The sequence below is a fragment of the Amycolatopsis magusensis genome (assembly GCF_017875555.1).
Lineage (GTDB): Bacteria > Actinomycetota > Actinomycetes > Mycobacteriales > Pseudonocardiaceae > Amycolatopsis > Amycolatopsis magusensis.
Genome location: NZ_JAGGMS010000001.1, coordinates 6,047,899 through 6,066,067 on the forward strand (window position 1 = coordinate 6,047,899; position 18,169 = coordinate 6,066,067).

Consider the following 18,169-nt stretch of genomic DNA (forward strand, 5'->3'; position numbering starts at 1 on the left):
CGAAGCGATTCCGGGCACGGGACCAGCTTCAGTGCGACCGGGGTCGACGCGCCTCGCCCAGACAGCCGACTTCGGCTGCCTGCTGCTCGTCCGACGCCTTCTGCCGGTGTAAACCTGCCCGGCACGGACCGTGCGTCTCGAAGAAATGCGCCAGCCATGGGGACTGCTGACATGCACTGGTTCCTGGAATCGGGTACGAGGCGGGTCGATGACTGCGGTGGTGGGGAGGGCAGGTGCCGGTTGGTGTCGACGCGTCCCTTCTCGCTTCGACACCAACCGGGTGGCAGTGGCGCCCCGCTAGCAGGCTCGCATCAGTGAGCTGATGCCCTCCTGCGGCAAGACCCCTCCCTTCCACCCCGGACTCACTCTCATCACGGGCCCGGTGTAGGAGATGCCCTGGTGGGCGCACCACGTCACGCTGGTGCGGTTCCAGAGGTAGTCGACTTGGTTGTCCATGTCGTGGACCCTCAAATCGGGAATGCTGACCTGGGTGGCCAGCCTTCTGCCGCTGTCCTGAGCCCAAGCGCAGAACCAGCCCGGCGGGCATTCCAGGGTCGCGCTCGGAGCCGCGTGCGGTGTCTGCGTCGCCACGGAGTTGGCAGCTGCTGGTGTGGCGGCGGCCAGGGTGAGCAGTCCCAGTGCGGCGCAGGCGTTGATGATCCGGCGCATGGCGGTGCCTCCGTTCTCAGCAGGCGCCGCGGCGCAGGGAGCTGATGTTGTTGTCCCTGCTGTACTCGGAGGTGTTGCCTTGCCAGTTCCCGACGGGCCACGTCCCTCCGGAGTAGTTGGTGTTGAGGTAGGTGCACCAGATGATTCCGGTCCGGTTCCACAGCGAGGACACCTGGTTGTCCAGGCCGAAGTCGCCGAGGTCGGGTGTTCCGGTCTGGAAGCGGGCCATGGTGCCCTGGCCGTCTTTGCCGGACCACACGCAGAACCAGCCGCTGGGGCAGTCGCTGTAGGCGGTGATCGACACGCCTGAATCGGTGTTGTGCGGCCCCGCGGAGGCGGCAGTGGCCGGGGCGATCGCGGCCACTGTGACGAGTCCGAGTGTGACGCCGAGCTTGGTGAACCAGCGCATGACGTTGTGCCTTTCCGTGTTTGCGCTGCCGGGCGGTCCGGCCGCGCGGGCCTCCTGGGTGAGCGAGGCACTGCACCGGTGTAGGCCTGATGGGTTGTCCGGCGCCGGACTCGTGGACGCCGGACAACAAGCTCCGGACAATGGACGATCGACTCGGGGAGGGGTGGGGGACAGTGCCGCGTGCTGAGCGACCGCTGGAACTGGATGGGTCGTTGCTGACGACGTTCGCCGCTGACCTGCGGGAACTGCGCAGAAACGCGGGGAGTCCGCCGTATCGGGAGCTGGCCCGGCGCTCACACTTCTCCTCCACCACGCTGTCGGACGCGGCGGGTGGGCGCCGTCTGCCCAGCCTGGAAGTGACACTGGCCTATGTCCGGGCGTGCGACGGCGATGCCGAGCAGTGGGAACAGCGGTGGCGTGCCGCCGCGGCGGAGTTGCATGTCTCCACCCCGGTCAGCGATGCGGGCACGGGTGATGACCTGACGGCGCCTTATGTCGGGTTGCGCGCGTACGGCCGTGAAGACGCCGAGTTGTTCTTCGGGCGTGAACGGCTCGTTGACGATCTGGTCGCTCGGGTGCGCAGGCAGAGATTCGTGGCGGTGTTTGGGCCGTCGGGGTCCGGGAAGTCCTCGGTGTTGCGCGCGGGGCTGATCCCGCGGCTGGGCGGCACCGTCCTCTGTTTCACGCCGGGCTCTCATCCAGTCGAGGAGTGCGCGATCCACCTGGCGCGGCTCGCCGGTGAACTACCGGGGAGCGTGCACACCGAACTGGCCGGGGATCCGCGCGCCGTGCACCGCCTCGTGCGGCAAGCCCTGGCACCCGAGCCGGCCAGCGCCGAGATCGTCATGGTCGTGGACCAGTTCGAGGAACTGTTCACCTTGTGTACCGATGACCAGCAACGACAGCGGTTTCTCGCCCTCGTCCTCACCGCGGCCAGCGTGCCGCGGAGCCGTTGTCGTGTGGTGCTCGGCATCCGCGCCGACTTCTATCCGCACTGTGCGCGCCTGCCGGAGCTGGTCGAAGCGTTCGAGGATGCCCAGGTCACGGTCGGCCCCATGGCGCCAGAGGACCTGCGGCGGGCGATCGTCCAACCTGCTGTACGGGCCCGGTGCACGATCGAGAACAGTTTGCTCACCACGCTGGTAACGCAAGTTCACGCACAGCCGGGTGCGCTGCCGCTGCTGTCCCATGCCCTCCTGCAGACCTGGAGCCGGCGCAAAGGCAACACCCTCACCCTGGCCGGTTACCAGGCCACCGGCGGGTTCGACGGCGCTCTGGCCAACACCGCCGAGGCGGTCTTCACCGGCCTCGACGAAGGTCGGCGGACCATCGCGCGCGACCTGTTCCGCCGCCTTGTCACTCTTGGGGAGGACACCGAGGGAACCAAACGCCGGATCAGTGCCGACGAACTCGACGACGATCCGATCGTAGGCCACGTGGTGGCCGAATTCGTCCAGGCACGGCTGCTGACGCAGGACCGGGGCACCCTCGAACTCGCCCACGAGGTGCTCATCAAGGCATGGCCACGCCTTGCTGGCTGGCTCGCTGAGGACCACGACGGGCAGCGCACCCAACGCGAACTCACCGAGGCGACCGCCGCGTGGGAACGACACGGCCGGGACGACACCGCGCTCCTGCGCGGCCCGCGGCTGGCCGTCCTCAACGACTGGGCCACCCGCGCCAGCGCGCCGAACAGCAAGGAAAGTACGTTCCTCAACGCCAGCATCGCCGCCGAGCAGCGCGAACAGGCCGCAAAGCGGCGAGCTGGGCGCCGTCAGCGTCGTCTGATCGCGGTGCTCACCGTGCTCCTGCTCGTCGCGGCGACCGCCACGGTCTACGCCACCAAAGCCGAAGAGCGGGCGGTTCTCGAGCGGAACACAGCCTTGGCACTGGGGGTCACAGCCAAGGTAACGAAGTTGAGTGAGACCAACCCCTCGCTGGCAGCACAACTCAGCCTGGCTGCCTACCGGCTCGCACCATCGCCAGCCACCCGCGACAGTTTGATCGCCTCATCGGCAGAAATCAGCAAGGTCGCCCTCAAGCCAGGAACCAGCGCCATGCCGGACGTCTCAGGCAACGGCCAGACGATTATCGTCAGCGCCGGAGAACAGGATAAAACTCAACTTTGGGCCGTTGAGACTGGCGATGTGCATCCACGCGCCTTCCTGGCAGGTGGTGCTCACGCGAGCGTCAGCGAAGACGGACACACTACGGCAACAACCGATCGGGATAAGCGAGTTCGAATCTTCAATACGGAAAATACAGGGCAGCCCATCGAACTGGCCACCCTTCCAGGAACCTACGACAGCGCAATGGTGAGCCCAAACGGGCGCCTGCTGGCCACCTCAGAGACCGTCCATGAGCAGCCATACCCCTTTAATCCTCCAGTATGGAGATTCACCGGCACTGTGCGATTCTGGGGCCTGGCCGACCATCGTCAGCCCCGGGAAACAGGTGCGATGCACGCCGTCAATCCCCGATCTTTCGTCGGTAACCGGGCGTTTGCCACTACGCCTTACATCGACCCCGCGAACCCCGAATTCGACGACAACTCGGTAAAAGTGTGGGAATTGTCACCCGATGGGGCGCCCACTGTGGCCACGGAGTTGCAGCCGTCAAGTGCGCCGCCGGGAGTATTCCATTTTTCCGCTCTAGGTGATACCGCTGTCAGCGCGCCGGAATACGATGACTACATGGCAATTTGGGACTTGCGCAATTTGCCACAGCGAAAGAGAATCGTGGAAAAGCTTCCTAATAAGAGTCTAACTGCTGCCGACTTCGGCGCGAACGAGCGGCTCGTAGCTCTCGGTGGCGTTGGCGAAATCTCGATTCTCGACGTCGTCACGATGAGCGATGACGGAATAAGAATGAAATTTGATGGCGTCGCTCAAGGTGTGGCGTTCCAGGACGAGCGCAGTGTGATAGGGGTTTCCTTGGGCACAGGTACCGATGTCTACGCCTGGCGTTGGGACCTTGATCCGGAAACGGCAGCCGCTACAGTATGCACAAAACGACAATTCTCGATTCTGCCTGTGGAATGGAATGCATACTTCCGCGACGTTCCGTTTCAGCCACCATGTCCTTAGACATCAGTTTAGAATGAGCTGACGTGTCGACATCGGCTGCGGTGTCGGTTGCGTGAGCAGATTTCGACTGATCTGCTCACCAACCCAGCCTAGCCGTAGAGTTCATGAGGGGAAATAGGGTGCGTTTGCTGGCAAGCCAGTCGGAAGTCTTCTGTGCTGTTTATTCGAGCGCAAGACCACGAAGATGGGTCTGTGGTGCCCTTGCGGTTGCCGGAAGGGCTTTGGTGAACGCTGGCGACGTCGGTCACGTTAGGTAAGAGTGTGAGTGCGCGCTGGAGGACCGAGGGGAGGTCGCGGTGACGACACGATGGCGTGACCGGCTGTGGGCCATGCTCGCGGCCCTGGTTGTCGGTGTGGTAAGGGTGCTGGCGGTTGAGGATGAGTCGGCCGAAGTGGTGCGGCGGATCTTCTCGGAGTACTTAGACGGCAACGGGGATCGGGCGATCGCGAACGGGTTGAACCGGGATGGGATTCCGTGCCCGTCGGCTCGGCGGCCGGATCAGAACCGGCACCGGCTTGCCGATGGTTGGCAGGGCAGTACGGTCCGGTCCATTTTGGAGAATCCCAAGTACACGGGCTTTGCGGTGTTCGGGCGATGGACGAAGCACGAGACCTTGCTAGACCCTGATGATGTCGCGGCTGGACATGTGGTCCGCTTCAAGCGGGCCGAGCGGGAGCAGGTTGTTCGGTCGCGCACGCAGGCGCATCCGGAGATCGTGTCGGTAGAGGTGTTCGCGGAGGCTCAGTTGCTTCGCCGGTCCAAAGCGGCCGGTGGGCTCGCGACGGCCCGCAAGGCAGAGCGGGGCGCGAGGACGACGGCCCGCACGTACTTGTTGCGCGGTCTGGTGAGGTGCGGTGTCTGTCATCGGAAGATGCAGGGCGCGACGATTCGCAAGGGTGCGTATTACCGGTGTACCGCGAGAACGATGGCGCCTAGTTCACCAGCGCTGGCTGATCATCCGAAGACGGTGAACCTGCGTGAGGACGTGGTGGTCGAGGCGGTCAACGGATGGATCGGGCACTTGTTCGAGCCGGGCAACGTGGACGAGACCGCCGCGGCGCTGCTCGCGTCGGCTGGCGGTGACGTCGGATCGAGTCGCCGGGAGGCTGCAAAGCGGCGGCTGGCAGATGCGGACGCGCGCCTTCGCCGGTTCCAGGACGCGATCGCGGCGGGTGTTGATCCGGCGGCCGTGGTCGAGGCGATGAATCACGCACAGGCTGAGCGGGCGGCCGCGAGGGCGGAAGTGGACAGTCAACCGGCGAGTAAGACCATCTCGGATGCGGAGATCTACGCGAGGATCGATTCGCTCGGTGACGTCGGCGCTGTGCTGGCGGATGCGAAGCCAGCCGGTCTGAGCCGCCTGTACCAGCGCTTGGGCCTCGACCTTCGCTACGAACCAAAAGAGCTGGCCGTCTATGCGACGACCAGCCCCGGTGTAGATAGTGTGCGTGTCCGAGGGGGGACTTGAACCCCCACGCCCGTTAAGGGCACTAGCACCTCAAGCTAGCGCGTCTGCCATTCCGCCACTCGGACTTGCTGAGGAAGAGATTACTCGATGCGCCTGAGGCCGTTAACCGGGGGGCCGGGTCTGCGCCGAGGGGGCTGCTGGCAAGATCATTCGGCTCGGCGGGTGGTAGAAACGCGGGGTGACCGAACCGAGCCTGATCGATACAGCCGCCGACGAAGCTGTGGTGCTGACCAGCGAGCTTCTGCGCATCGACTCCACGAACACCGGTGATCCCGAGACCCTCGTGGGCGAGAGAGAAGCCGCGGAGTACGTGGCCGAGAAGTTGACCGAGGTCGGCTACGAGATCGAGTACGTCGAGTCCGGCGGCAGGAACCGGCACAACGTGATCACCCGGCTCGCCGGGGCCGACCCCAGCCGCGGCGCCTTGCTGGTGCACGGTCACCTGGACGTGGTGCCCGCCGACGCCGCCGAGTGGTCGGTGCACCCGTTCTCCGGCGCCATCCAGGACGACTACGTCTGGGGCCGCGGCGCGGTCGACATGAAGGACATGGTCGGCATGACGCTCGCGCTGGCCCGGCACTACAAGCGCAACGGGATCGTCCCGCCCCGCGATCTGATCTTCGCCTTCGTCGCCGACGAGGAAGCGGGTGGCAAGTACGGCGCGCAGTGGCTGGTCGACCACCGGCCCGACCTGTTCGAGGGCGCCACCGAGGCGATCAGCGAGGTCGGCGGCTTCTCCATCACCCTGAAGGACAACGTCCGCGCCTACCTCATCGAGACCGCCGAGAAGGGCATCCGCTGGATGAAGCTGCGGGTCCGCGGCACCGCGGGCCACGGCTCGATGATCCACCGCGACAACGCCGTCACCAAGCTCGCCGAGGCCGTCGCCCGGCTCGGCAACCACCGGTTCCCGCTGGTCATGAGCCCCTCCGTGCGAGAGTTCCTCGACGGGGTCACCGAGATCACCGGCTGGGACTTCCCCGACGACGACATCGAGGGCGCGGTCGCGAAGCTCGGCAACATCTCCCGGATGATCGGCGCCACGCTCCGCGACACCGCCAACCCGACCATGCTCACCGCCGGCTACAAGTCCAACGTGATCCCGTCGGTGGCCGAAGCCGCGGTCGACTGCCGCATCCTGCCCGGCCGCATCGAGGCGTTCAACCGCGAGCTCGACGAGATCCTCGGCCCGGACATCGAGAAGGAGTGGATGGAACTCCCGCCGGTCGAGACCACCTTCGACGGCGCCCTGGTCGACGCGATGACCGCCGCGGTGCTCGCCGAGGACCCCGGCGCCCGGACACTGCCGTACATGCTCTCCGGCGGCACCGACGCGAAGGCGTTCCAGCAGCTCGGCATCCGGAACTTCGGCTTCGCGCCGCTGCAGCTGCCCGCCGACCTGGACTTCTCCGCCCTCTTCCACGGGGTCGACGAGCGCGTACCGGTGGAGGCGCTCAAGTTCGGCACCCGCGTGCTGGACCGCTTCCTGCGCGCCTCCTAACGCAGGTACTGCTGCGCCCAGGCGGCCAGCGTGGTCGGCGTCGTGGTGACCACGCTGCGCTCGTCCTCGGCGACGAAGCCGTCGCTCAGGCCGGCGGACATCCCGGCGGTGCCGTCGACCTGGGCCTCCGGCAGTCCCGCGGACCGCAACATCGAGCGGAACTCGTCGTCGGGGACGTGCTCGGGCTTCACCTCGTGGCCCAGCACCTCTCCGAGGATTCCCGCGACCTGGGCGAAGGTGAGGTCGGCTGGGCCGTGCACGGCCTGCACCTGCGTGCCCTGCCAGTTCGACGCGAGCAGTTTGGCGGCGGCGACATCGCCGATGTCACGCGGGGCGACCCACGAAAGCGCGTGGTCAAGGGGCCACGGCGTGCGTAGGAGGCCTTCGCGCAGCGACTCGGCGTCCATGAGCAGGTTGCTGAAGAAGTAGCCGCAACGCAGGTGCGTCACGGCAGCGCCGGTGGCGTTCAGTTGTTCCTCGGTGCGCGCCAAGCCGTCGATTTCGCCTGCACCGTGCCGTTTTTCCGCGCCGACGCTGCTCTGGAACACGGTGTGCGCGATGCCGTTCTCCTGCACGGCGAGCGCCGCGTTGGCGCCCAGGCGGGTGTAGTGGGCTACGGGGTCACCGCTGGGAGTCGGCGGATTCACCCAAAAGAGGACGTCCGCGTCCCGCGTCGCGCGGACGACGTACTCGGCGTCGCCTTGATCGCCCTCGACGACGTCGACTCGTGCGCGTGTCTCCGGGTCGAGCTTGCTGCTGTCCCGCAGGAGCAAGCTCGGCCGTACACCTGCCTGCACCAGCAGTCGCACGACTCGCGAGCCGACCTGTCCGGTGGGGGTGGTGACGACAATCTTCCGTTCGGTGGTGGTGGTCATGGTCGGACCGTAGCGGTGGTTGTGGTCAGTTACTGGCCACAATTATTCAGTATCGCTGATATCGAGTAAGTGGTAGCGCCGTGAAAGTAGCGATGATAACGTTGAGTCGTTAGCGAACTTAACCGCGAAGGGAAGGCAGCTATGAGCGCCACGGAACAGCGCGTCGCGATCGTCACCGGTGGGTCGCGTGGCATCGGGCGCGAGACCGCCGAGCGGCTCGCGGCGGACGGGATGGCCGTCGTGGTCGTCTACGCCGGGAACCAGGCCGAGGCCGACGCGGCCGTCGAGAACATCACCGCCCGCGGTGGCCGGGCGATCGCCGCGCAGGCCGACGTCGCGGACGAGCGGGCGGTCGCGGCGGTGTTCGACCAGGCCGAGGCCGTGTTCGGGGGAGTGGACGTGGTCGTGCACGCGGCCGGTCGCATGGTGCTCGCCCCGCTCGCCGAACTGGACCTCGACGACCTCGACCGGATGCACCGCACCAACATCCGCGGCACCTTCGTCGTCGACCAGCAGGCGGCCCGCCGGGTGCGCGACGGCGGCGCGATCATCAACTTCTCCACCTCGGTGCTCGCGCTGGCGCTGCCGGGTTACGCCGCCTACGCCGCGTCGAAGGGGGCCGTCGAGGCGATCACGCTCATCCTCGCCCGCGAGCTGCGCGGCCGCGACATCACCGTCAACGCCGTCGCGCCGGGGCCGACCGCGACCGCGCTCTTCCTCGACGGCAAGGACGAACAGACCGTCGCGAAGATGGCCGCGCAGCCGCCGCTCGAGCGGCTGGGCACCCCGGCCGACATCGCCGAACTCGTCTCGTTCCTGGCCGGGCCCGCGCGCTGGATCAACGGCCAGGTCGTCCGCGCGAACGGAGGAATCGCCTGACCCTGCTCAAGTCACCTCGCTGACCAGCTCCAACGCTCGCCCCAAGGTGGCGAGCCGGGCGTCGAGGGTGTCGCCCGCCGGATACAGCCGGACGGTGTCGACCCCGGCATCACGCCACACCGCCAGCCGCGCACGCACCATTTCCTCGGTGCCGATCAGCGTGGTTCCCAGCACCATTTCGTCGGTCACCAACGCGGCCGCGCCATCCCGGTCGCCGGAAAGCCAGCGCGACCGAACTTCCGCGGCGACGTCGGCCCAGCCTTGCCTGCTGTAGGCGTCGTTGTAGTAATTGCTCCCGGCGGAACCCATGCCGCCGAGACTGAAGGCGAGTTCCTTTTTCCGCCCGGCGATCATCTGCCGGAGTTCCTCCTCGTTGGCCGCGAAGGCGACTTCGGCGCCTTGGCACACCTCGAAATCCGCGCGGGTGCGTCCGGCTGAGGTCAAGCCCTCGTCGAGGTGGCGGAAATAGGCCTCGGCGGCGCCTTCGGGTACGAAGCTGGTGCCGAGCCAGCCGTCGGCGACTTCCCCGGTGAGCCGCAGCATGCGCGGGGAAAGGGTGGCCAGGTAGATGGGGATGGGGTGCTCGGCTTTGACGGAAAGGCGCATCGGGCGGGCTTCACCGGGTAACGGGATCGTGAATGCCGAGCCGGAGTGGTGCAGTTTCTCACCGGCGAACGCGGCACGCACGATTTCGACGGTTTCCCGCATCCGGGTGAGGGGGCGGGCGAACGGGACTCCGTGCAGCCCTTCGATGACCTGCGGGCCCGACGGACCGAGGCCCAGCAGGAACCGCCCGTCCGACATGTTCGACAGGGTGATCGCGGCCTGCGCGATGGCCGCCGGCGTGCGCGTACCGAGCTGGATGATGCCCGAGCCGAGCTGGATCCGCTCGGTGCGCGCGGCCAGGAAGCCCAGGGGAGAGGGCGCGTCGGAGCCCCACGCTTCGGCGACCCAGCACATGTCGAGACCCAGCTTTTCGGCTTCCACCACGAAGTCGACGATCTCCGGCCATGATCCGCCCGAGGCCTCGATCGTCGTCGCGGTCCGCATCAGCCTTCGGCCAGTTTCTTGATCGCGTCGAGGTTGGCGAGGATCGCCTTCTCCAGCTCGCGCAGCCGCACGAACACGATCTTCTGCTCCTTGTCCGGCATGCTTTCGATGGCGGACGACAGCCCGGACGGGCCTGGCCCCATCTGCATCCACTGGCTCAGCTCGGTGCCGCCGTCCTGGGCTTCGAGGCTGAACCGCCAGCTCGCCGACGGTGTCTTCGGATCCTGGACCGCCCACGCGAACGTGCGCTCCGGCTCGTACCCGACCACGTGCGAGGTGGTCTCCCATTCACCGAAGGACGGGTGCTTGTTGCGGCCGAGGAACCGGGCGCCGAGCGCGGGGCCGCCGTTGTCCAGCCACTCGACCGCCTGCAGTTCGGTGCTGAGCGAGGGCAGCAGGCCGATGTCGGAGACCAGCTCCCACACCCGCCGGGGCGGCGCCTCGATCCGGATCCGCTGTTCGATGGTCGGCGTGTCCGCGAACCGCGCGCCCGTCCATTCCACGTCTGTACTCCTCAGCGCTGGGGAATAGCCTCTGAGCACTACAGTTTCGTAATTGGACTTACTCTGTCAAGTCCTCGAAGCGCCGCCGGACGTCGGGCCGGTTCTTGAGGCCCTCGGGATAGCCGGGGCCGGTGCGCATGCGGATGCCGGTCGGGTCGAGCGGTTCACCGCAGGCCTCGCAGATCACCTTCGCGTGGGTGTCGTGCCCGCAGTCGACGTGGTGCATTCGGACCGGCGGGCCCTCCGGACCGGACAGCCACCGGTCGCCCCAGCGCGACATCACCGCCAGCACGTCGAAGAAGTCGCGGCCCATCTCGGTGAGCACGTAGTCGTAGCGGACCGGCTCGTCCTGGTAGGCGCGCTTCTCCAACAGGCCTACGTCGACCAGCCGCTTGAGCCGGTCGGCGAGCGTGTTCCGGGGGATGCCCAGTTCCTGCTGGAACTCGTCGAACCGGCGGACGCCGTAGAAGCTCTCGCGCAGCACCAGTGGGCTCCACTGGTCACCGAACAGGTCCATGGTGCGTGCGATCGAGCACGGCCACCCGGCGAAAGAGGTCCGCTTCATGGCCTGAGCATAAGCACCGGTCAGCGCAGAAGGGCGAGGTCCACGGCGTCGGCCATGGCTTTGAAGCCGGCGTCGTTGGGGTGCAGGTGGTCGCCGCAGTCGTAGGCGGGCAGCATCCGCAGGGGGTCCTGCGGGTCCCGGACGGCGGCGTCGAAGTCGACCACGCCGTCGAAGGCACCGCCGTGCCGGATGAACTCGTTCACCGCCAGGCGCGTCGCTTCGAGCGTTTCGTTATAGACCTGCCAGCCCTTGAACGGGGTCAGCGTGCCGCCGATGACGCGGATGCCGCGGGCGTGCGCCTGGGCGATGAGCTGCCGGTACGCCGCGATGATCTGCGCGGGATCGGTCTGGTGCGGCGTCTGCTGGATGTCGTTGATGCCTTCGAGCACCACCAGCGTCTTGACCCCGCCGAGGCTCAGCACGTCCTCGTCCAGGCGCGCCAGCGCGTTGCGGCCCGCACCCGAACCGGGCACGTCGAGCAGCAGGCGGTTCGCGCTGATGCCCGCGTTGAGCACGCCGAGCGGGCGTCCGGCGGCGATCAGCCGGTCGCTGAGGAAGTCCGGCCAGCGCTGGTTCGTGCCCGCGGTGCCGCCGACGCCGTCGGTGATCGAATCGCCCAGCGTGACCACCGAGCCGCGCGCCGGGCCCTGCACGTCGACGCCGGAAACGTAGTGCCAGACCGAGGTCCGTTCGGTGAACGAGGCGCCGGACTCCTCGGCGGCCAGGTCACCGGCCTTGGTGAAGAACGAGGTCTGCAGCGCGGCCGGGTGGTAGGTGACCGGGCCGGACGGCGTCGGGGTGAACGTGGTGACCAGGAGGTCGCCGTCCTGCGGGACCCGCAGCAGCGCCGGATCGCTGAGCACCTCGGCACCCGCGGGCACGACGGTCGACTCCGTCCCGCCGAAGGTCAGCGTGCGCATCGAGCCCGGCACGGCCTTCGGCGAGTTCGGTTCGGCGGCGACGGCCACGGTCACCTTGCCCAGCGTCAACGGCTTGGTGCCGAACGCGTTGGACAGCCGGACGCGCACCGAAGCGCCGCCGACACTGGTGTGGACCAGGTTGCGGATCGAGTAGTTCGGGTAGCCGCCCTCGGTACCGGGCACGCCGGCCGCGGGGGAGGCGGCCCAGGAGCCGACCCAGTTCCCGGGTAGTTCGGGGCTCTGGGCGTTGCTCGATGCCGTCACCACGCCGAGGGCCGCGACCACGATCGCCCCGGCAGCCAGGATTCGCCGCATGTGCCCACCTTCCAGTCCCCGTGCCGGGTGCAGCGACCGCCGTTCAGGTGACGGGCTGGACAACCGCGGTCAGAACCTGGTGGCGAGCAACAGGTTCAGGTGGCACACCACCCGATGTGCCGGGTCGTCCAGGTCGATGCCGCCGATCGCGCTCGCGCGGCGGACGCGGTGGCGCAAGGTGTTCGGGTGCACGTGCAGCCTTTCCGCCGCCGCACGGACGTCGCCGAGTGCGTCCAGATAGGCCAGGAGCGATCCCGCCAGTTCGGTTCCATGCTCGGTGTCGTGCTCCACAAGGGACTTGACGGCGGGATCGTGCAGCTCGGAATGGCTTTCCAGCAAGGAAAGCGTCTCACCGAGCAGGACCTCGGCGCGCAGGTCGCCGATGGTGCCGACCGCGCGGTCCGGCGTGCGGCTGACCGCGTCGAGCACCCGGTCGGCCTCCGCGCGCGAAGTCACCACCGCGCGCAGCGACGGTGCCGTGCTGCCGATTCCCGCTTGGACGGTCAGCGCCGTCCGCCGCTTGAGGACGTCGACGACGCGCTCGGCGAGCCCGGTCGCGGCGGTGGTCGCCGGGAGCACCGCGTACACGCGGCCGCCGATCGACCCGACCAGCGCGCCACGCCGGTGCGCGGTCAGATGCACGGACACCACGCGCGCCAGTTCGGCCAGGTGCAGTTCGTGCTCCGGCAGGTCCGGCTCGATGGTGCGGGCGGCGAAGGCGAGTACCACCGAGGGCGCGGCCGGGTCCAGGCCGAGCTGCCCGGCCACCAGATCGGCGCTGACCCGCCCGTCGAGCAGGCCGGTGATCAGCTCGTTCCGCGAGCGGACACCCGGCAGTCCGCGCTGGGTCAGCATGCTCAACGCGGCCATGCGCGCGGCACCGAGCAGCGCGCTTTCGGCCTGCTCGGCGAACGGCTGCGCGCCCTGCTGCACCCAGATCGCGCCAAGGTGCTGGCTCCCGGCCCGGATGCCGACCGCGAGCCGCCGCCGGATGCCCAGTTCGGGCCGCTCCTCCAGGTCGACGACCTCTTCGCCGGACCGCAGCCGCTGGTAGACGCCCCATTCGCGGAGCAGTTCGAGGTAGCGTTCCGGTCCCTTCCAGCCGAGGATGGTCAACCGCCGCAGTTCGTCGACCTCGTCATCCGACCGCGAGTAGGCGAGCAGCCGGTAGGTGGCGTCCTCGATGCTGACGATGCCGCCGGTCAGCGCGGCGACGGTCTGGGCCAGGGAGAACAGGTCCCGGTCGGACTCGTCGTCCCGCAGCCCGGCGGTCAGCGCCGCGCTGTCGAGCAGTTCGCGGACGAGGGCGGCGAGCTGGTCCCACCGCGCCCGCGGCTGGACCACCAGCAGGCCGATCCCGGCGTCGTCCGCGGCGGCTTCGAGCTGGGCGGTGTCGGGTTCTTCGGACTTCACCGCCACCGCCGCGGCACCCCGGCGGGCCGCCGCGCGCAGGTACCGCAGCGCGTCCCGGCCACGGGCGCCGATGATCAGCACCAGCTCACCGCGGTAGGCGCCGGGATCGTCGTCCGGATCCAGGATGGCCAGGCCGTGCACGGGCAGGTCACCCGGGCCGGCGCGCAACTGGACCAGGGGTTCGCCGATGGCGGAGAGGAGTTGGCGCAGCGAGGGACCGTCGGTCATCAGTCTTGTCCGATCGAACAGGGAAACACGGGCAAGCTTAGCCGGTCGGACAATCCCAGGCCGCCGCCGCGGACCTACCGTTGGCGGCTATGGACGCGATCACCCAGCCGCCCGCACCCCGCAACGAACCCGTTCGCGAGTACGCCCCCGGCTCGCCCGAGCGGAAGTCCCTCGTCGCCAAGCTCGCCGAACTGGAAGCCGGCCAGTTCGAGCTGACCTCGACGATCGACGGCGAGCAGCGGATGGCCGGTGGTGAGCGCATCGACGTGGTGCAGCCGCACAAGCACGCCCACGTGCTCGGCACCACCGCCAACGCCACCCACGCCGACGCGAAGGCCGCCGTCGCCGCCGCGCTCCGCGCCGCCGAGGACTGGCGCGCGCTGCCCTTCGACGAGCGCGCCGCCGTGCTGCTGCGTGCCGCCGACCTGCTGTCCGGCCCGTGGCGCGACACCTTGAACGCGGCCACCATGCTCGGCCAGTCGAAGACCGCGGTGCAGGCCGAGATCGACTCCGCCTGCGAGCTGGCCGACTTCTGGCGCTTCAACGTCCACTTCGGCAGGCAGCTGCAGGCCGAGCAGCCGGTCAGCTCGCCGGGCGTGTGGAACCGGCTGGACTACCGCCCGCTCGAGGGTTTCGTCTACGCCATCACCCCGTTCAACTTCACCGCGATCGCCGGCAACCTGCCCACCGCGCCCGCGCTGATGGGCAACACCGTGGTCTGGAAGCCGTCGCCGACGCAGGGCCTGGCCGCGCACCTGACCCTGCGCCTGCTCGAAGAAGCCGGGCTGCCGCCGGGCGTGATCAACCTGGTCACCGGCGACGGGCTGGCCGTCTCCGACGTCGCGCTGGCTGACCCGGCGCTGGCCGGCATCCACTTCACCGGCTCCACCCGCACCTTCCAGCACCTGTGGTCGACCGTCGGCGCCAACATCTCCGGCTACCGCACCTACCCCCGCCTGGTCGGCGAGACCGGCGGCAAGGATTTCGTGCTCGCCCACCCGTCGGCCGACGTGGACGTGCTGCGCACCGCGCTGGTCCGCGGCGCCTTCGAGTTCCAGGGCCAGAAGTGCTCGGCGGCTTCGCGTGCCTTCGTGCCGCGTTCGGTGTGGAACCGCCTGCGTGACGACCTGGTGTCCGAAGTGGACGCGCTGAAGATGGGCCCGGTCACCGACCTGTCCAACTTCCTCGGCGCGGTGATCGACCGGCGCGCCTACGACCGGCTGGCCGGTGCGCTGAAGCTGGCGCACGGGTCGGACTCGCTGGAGGTCGTCGCCGGTGGCACCGCCGACGACAGCGAGGGCTTCTTCGTCCGCCCGACCGTCGTGGTCGGCGAGGACCCCACGCACGAGGTGTTCAGCACCGAGTACTTCGGGCCGTTCCTGGCCGTGCACGTCTACGAGGACAGCGACTTCGAAACCGTGCTCAAGCAGGTCGACCAGGGCGCGGCGTACGGGCTGACCGGCTCGATCATCGCGAACGACCGCAACGCGGTGGTCAAGGCCTCGAAGGCGCTGCGGTTCGCCGCGGGCAACTTCTACGTCAACGACAAGCCCACCGGCGCGGTCGTCGGGCAGCAGCCCTTCGGCGGTGGCCGGGCGTCGGGCACCAACGACAAGGCGGGCTCGATCTACAACCTGCAGCGCTGGATCAGCCCGCGCACGATCAAGGAAACCTTCGTGCCGCCGACCTCGGTGGGCTACCCGCACCAACTGGAGGACTGAGCCGTGCTCCGTTCCGCGTTGATCGCCGCCTCCCGCTCCTCGTCATTCCGCACCGTCGCCGAGCGCGCGCCGGTGCTGCGCCCGATCGTCGACCGGTTCGTCGCCGGTGACGAACTCGACCAGGCCATCGCCAACGTGCGGCGGCTCACCGAGGACCGGCTCGTCTCGCTCGACCACCTCGGCGAGGACACCACCGACCGGGCCCAGGCCGAGCGGACCGTCGAGGCCTACCGTGCACTGCTGCGCACGCTCGGCGAGCAGGGCCTGGCCGAGCGGGCCGAGGTGTCGGTGAAGCTGTCCGCGCTGGGCCAGGCGCTGCCGGTGGACGGTGACAAGATCGCGCTGGAGAACACCCGGCAGATCTGCGCCGCCGCGGCCGCCGTCGGCACCACGGTGACCGTCGACATGGAGGACCACACCACCACGGACTCGACCCTGTCGATCGTGCGGGAGTTGCGGGTGGACTTCCCGTGGACCGGCACGGTCTTGCAGGCCTACCTCAAGCGCACCGAAGCCGACTGCCGCGAGTTCGCCGGGCCGGGATCGCGGATCCGGCTGTGCAAGGGCGCCTACGACGAGCCCGCCTCCGTCGCCTACCGGGACAAGTCCGAAGTGGACGCTTCGTACGTGCGGTGCCTCAAGGTGCTGATGGCCGGGGAGGGCTACCCGATGGTGGCCACGCACGACCCCCGGCTGGTGGACATCGCGGAGTGGCTGGCCATGCAGCACGACCGGTCGGCCGAGGACTTCGAGTTCCAGATGCTCTACGGGGTGCGGCCGGAAGCGCAGCGCGACCTCGCGGGACGCGGGATGCGACTGCGGGCTTACGTGCCGTACGGGACCGAGTGGTACCCGTACTTCATGCGGAGGCTGGCGGAACGACCGGCTAATGTGGCGTTCTTTCTGCGGTCGTTTGCGGGGCGGGGGTAGGGGTTCTTGGCCCGCCCCGGTTTTTTAGTGTGACTACGGCGAAGGCCCCGATGTCAAGGCGGGAAAGATGCCTTGACATCGGGGCCTTCGCCGTGTTCTGGGCTGTGGACCGGAGCGGGGTGGGGGTCTGGGCGATTGCTCTGGTGGGGTGCCCGGGCGGCGGTGTTTGGTGGGGTGGGGCGGTGTCACGAATGTGGCGAGGTGGTGGCCGGTGCCGTGAATGTGGCTTTCACGGCGGAATGTGCCGTGAATGTGGCTTTCACGGCACCGCCACGGGAGAGGCGGGTGGGCTGCACCGGCGTGTGAGAGGACACGAATGTGGCTTTGGGGGCCGAATCCGCCCCGAAAGCCACATTTGTGTCCTCGGGGGCGGCGAAGGAGGGGCGAGTCAGAGGCTGGGGCCGGGGACGCCGGCGGTGGCCAGTGAGCGTCGCCGGCGTAGCCATACTCGGCGGGTGCCGTCGGCGTAGAGGCGGACGTTGGACAGTTCCCAGCCGGAGAACTCTGCCTGGATGGAGAGCTGGATCGCCGCGGAGAGCCGCGATACGCCGGGTGGCAGTTGCAGCCGGCGATACTCCCAGTCCCCTTCGACCACCGCCTCGGTCACGGTTCGATCACCTGGATCCCTTCTCCCACGGCCGAGCCGACGACCACCGCCGCGCTCGCCGGGTCCACTGACACCGAATTGGGCTGGCGGACGACGGGGAAGCGGAACTTCTCCACCGGCTCGCCGCCGCCGACGTCGAACGCGGCGACCTCGTTGCGCTCGGTGAGCGTGACCCAGGCGAGATCGCGCTGGGCGTCGTAGGCGATGCCGTAGATCCCGCCCGGCACCGGGTAGCGCTGCCGCAGCAGCAGGGGACCGGACGAGAACGCCAGCAGCGAACCCGCCCGGGAGTCGGTGACCAGCACCCGGCCGTAGCGGTCGGTCACCGCGTTCGTGGCGCCGTCGCCGGCGCGCAGGCCCTCCTTGACCGTGCCCGCCGCGAGGTCCACTTCGAACAACGCGGTGCGCAGCCGGTCGAGCACCACCGTGGTGTCGCCCGCGGCGAGCACCTTGTCGGCGCTGTAGAGCTGGCCGGTGATGGTCTTGCTCACCCGGTCGCCGTCGAGCACCTCGACCGCCTTGCGGTCACGCACGGCGACCAGCGTCTGCGCGCCGCGGGGATCGGCGGCGGCGGGCTGACCGGCGACCGGCACCGTGGTGACCGTGCCGTCGGCCGGGTTCACCCTGGCGAGTGCGCTCGCGCCGGGCAGGCTGGCGAGCAGCAAGTCACCCGCGGGGGTGAGCTGCTCGGCGGGCGCGGGCAGGCTCACCGCGCGTGGTGCCTTGTCCAGGTCGGTCAGGTCGTAGAGCTGCAGCGAGGGCGGTTCGGCCAGTGCCACCGCGAGCACCCCGCCGACCACGGCCGTCGTGCCGACCGGCGCCGAGGGCAGGACCCGCCCGGCCGGTTCGGCGGCACGGGCGGGGGAGGGCAGCGCGGTCGCGGCGACCGGGTTCGCCACCAGCTGCAGGTCGTCGGACTGGTCGCTCCCCGTGGTGCAGCCGCTCAACACCAGCGCGACCACCAGGGGCGAAGCGACAAGCAACCGGCGCAATCCGAATCCTCCCGACCATGAGTCCGACAAAGTCCAG

At 68.7% G+C, this 18,169-nt stretch carries 16 protein-coding genes and 1 tRNA gene; 6 read left to right on the plus strand and 11 right to left on the minus strand.

All coding sequences use genetic code 11. From position 1 onward, the window contains the following. Positions 1 to 297 precede the first annotated feature (297 nt). Together JOM49_RS26845 and JOM49_RS26850 are read right to left on the minus strand one after the other, a co-directional pair. Positions 298 to 669, minus strand: a complete 372-nt coding sequence (locus tag JOM49_RS26845; RefSeq protein ID WP_209666986.1) for a peptidase inhibitor family I36 protein — start codon at positions 667 to 669, stop codon at positions 298 to 300. A 16-nt stretch (positions 670 to 685) separates the two neighbouring features. Then, entirely contained in the window at positions 686 to 1,078 is a 393-nt protein-coding gene (locus JOM49_RS26850) for a peptidase inhibitor family I36 protein (protein WP_209666987.1), read from the minus strand. 140 nt (positions 1,079 to 1,218) lie between these two features. Between JOM49_RS26850 and JOM49_RS26855 the strand changes: the two genes are divergently transcribed. Both JOM49_RS26855 and JOM49_RS26860 read left to right on the plus strand, forming a co-directional pair. After that, on the plus strand, positions 1,219 to 4,164 hold the full coding sequence (locus JOM49_RS26855; RefSeq protein ID WP_209666988.1) for an nSTAND1 domain-containing NTPase: 2,946 nt from the start codon (positions 1,219 to 1,221) through the stop codon (positions 4,162 to 4,164). A gap of 296 nt (positions 4,165 to 4,460) precedes the next feature. Further along, positions 4,461 to 5,633 (plus strand): recombinase family protein, encoded by a 1,173-nt coding sequence (locus JOM49_RS26860; protein ID WP_308158888.1) that lies wholly within the window; start codon positions 4,461 to 4,463, stop codon positions 5,631 to 5,633. On the opposite strand, the gene JOM49_RS26865 is transcribed toward JOM49_RS26860, so the two are convergent. Beyond that, positions 5,615 to 5,698 (minus strand) — tRNA-Leu (locus JOM49_RS26865). The genes JOM49_RS26860 and JOM49_RS26865 overlap by 19 nt on opposite strands. A gap of 113 nt (positions 5,699 to 5,811) precedes the next feature. Here JOM49_RS26865 and JOM49_RS26870 point away from each other — a divergent pair. Further along, a complete protein-coding gene (locus JOM49_RS26870; protein ID WP_209666989.1) occupies positions 5,812 to 7,134 on the plus strand; it encodes a M20/M25/M40 family metallo-hydrolase in 1,323 nt (440 codons plus the stop codon). On the opposite strand, the gene JOM49_RS26875 is transcribed toward JOM49_RS26870, so the two are convergent. After that, on the minus strand, positions 7,131 to 8,009 hold the full coding sequence (locus JOM49_RS26875) for an NmrA family NAD(P)-binding protein (protein ID WP_209666990.1): 879 nt from the start codon (positions 8,007 to 8,009) through the stop codon (positions 7,131 to 7,133). The two genes, JOM49_RS26870 and JOM49_RS26875, sit on opposite strands and share 4 nt — an antisense overlap. A gap of 141 nt (positions 8,010 to 8,150) precedes the next feature. On the opposite strand from JOM49_RS26875, the gene JOM49_RS26880 reads away from it, so the two are divergent. Continuing rightward, positions 8,151 to 8,888: an SDR family oxidoreductase gene (locus JOM49_RS26880; RefSeq protein ID WP_209666991.1), complete on the plus strand. Its 738-nt coding sequence runs from the start codon at positions 8,151 to 8,153 to the stop codon at positions 8,886 to 8,888. 6 nt (positions 8,889 to 8,894) lie between these two features. On the opposite strand, the gene JOM49_RS26885 is transcribed toward JOM49_RS26880, so the two are convergent. From JOM49_RS26885 to JOM49_RS26905, 5 genes are all read right to left on the minus strand, one after another. Next, on the minus strand, positions 8,895 to 9,938 hold the full coding sequence (locus tag JOM49_RS26885; protein WP_209666992.1) for an LLM class flavin-dependent oxidoreductase: 1,044 nt from the start codon (positions 9,936 to 9,938) through the stop codon (positions 8,895 to 8,897). After that, a complete protein-coding gene (locus JOM49_RS26890) occupies positions 9,938 to 10,441 on the minus strand; it encodes an SRPBCC family protein (protein WP_209666993.1) in 504 nt (167 codons plus the stop codon). Before JOM49_RS26890 ends, JOM49_RS26885 begins: the two co-directional genes overlap by 1 nt. Before the next feature lie 58 nt (positions 10,442 to 10,499). Next, positions 10,500 to 11,006: a winged helix-turn-helix transcriptional regulator gene (locus JOM49_RS26895; RefSeq protein WP_209666994.1), complete on the minus strand. Its 507-nt coding sequence runs from the start codon at positions 11,004 to 11,006 to the stop codon at positions 10,500 to 10,502. 20 nt (positions 11,007 to 11,026) lie between these two features. Beyond that, positions 11,027 to 12,241 carry an SGNH/GDSL hydrolase family protein gene (locus tag JOM49_RS26900; protein WP_209666995.1) on the minus strand — a complete coding sequence of 405 codons (1,215 nt, stop codon included), beginning with the start codon at positions 12,239 to 12,241 and terminating at the stop codon, positions 11,027 to 11,029. A gap of 69 nt (positions 12,242 to 12,310) precedes the next feature. Next, positions 12,311 to 13,882: a PucR family transcriptional regulator gene (locus tag JOM49_RS26905; protein WP_209666996.1), complete on the minus strand. Its 1,572-nt coding sequence runs from the start codon at positions 13,880 to 13,882 to the stop codon at positions 12,311 to 12,313. An 89-nt stretch (positions 13,883 to 13,971) separates the two neighbouring features. Here JOM49_RS26905 and pruA point away from each other — a divergent pair, with 89 nt between their 5' ends. Together pruA and JOM49_RS26915 are read left to right on the plus strand one after the other, a co-directional pair. Then, the gene (gene pruA, locus JOM49_RS26910) at positions 13,972 to 15,603 is read left to right on the plus strand and encodes an L-glutamate gamma-semialdehyde dehydrogenase (protein ID WP_209666997.1); all 1,632 of its coding nucleotides are present in this window, start codon (positions 13,972 to 13,974) and stop codon (positions 15,601 to 15,603) included. Positions 15,604 to 15,606: 3 nt separating this feature from the next. Then, on the plus strand, positions 15,607 to 16,533 hold the full coding sequence (locus JOM49_RS26915) for a proline dehydrogenase family protein (protein ID WP_209666998.1): 927 nt from the start codon (positions 15,607 to 15,609) through the stop codon (positions 16,531 to 16,533). A gap of 388 nt (positions 16,534 to 16,921) precedes the next feature. On the opposite strand, the gene JOM49_RS26920 is transcribed toward JOM49_RS26915, so the two are convergent. Together JOM49_RS26920 and JOM49_RS26925 are read right to left on the minus strand one after the other, a co-directional pair. Continuing rightward, positions 16,922 to 17,140: a DUF5703 family protein gene (locus JOM49_RS26920; RefSeq protein ID WP_113691926.1), complete on the minus strand. Its 219-nt coding sequence runs from the start codon at positions 17,138 to 17,140 to the stop codon at positions 16,922 to 16,924. Further along, positions 17,137 to 18,132, minus strand: a complete 996-nt coding sequence (locus JOM49_RS26925) for a YncE family protein (RefSeq protein ID WP_209666999.1) — start codon at positions 18,130 to 18,132, stop codon at positions 17,137 to 17,139. The genes JOM49_RS26920 and JOM49_RS26925 overlap by 4 nt, the downstream gene beginning before the upstream one ends. Between the last annotated feature and the right edge of the window lie 37 nt (positions 18,133 to 18,169).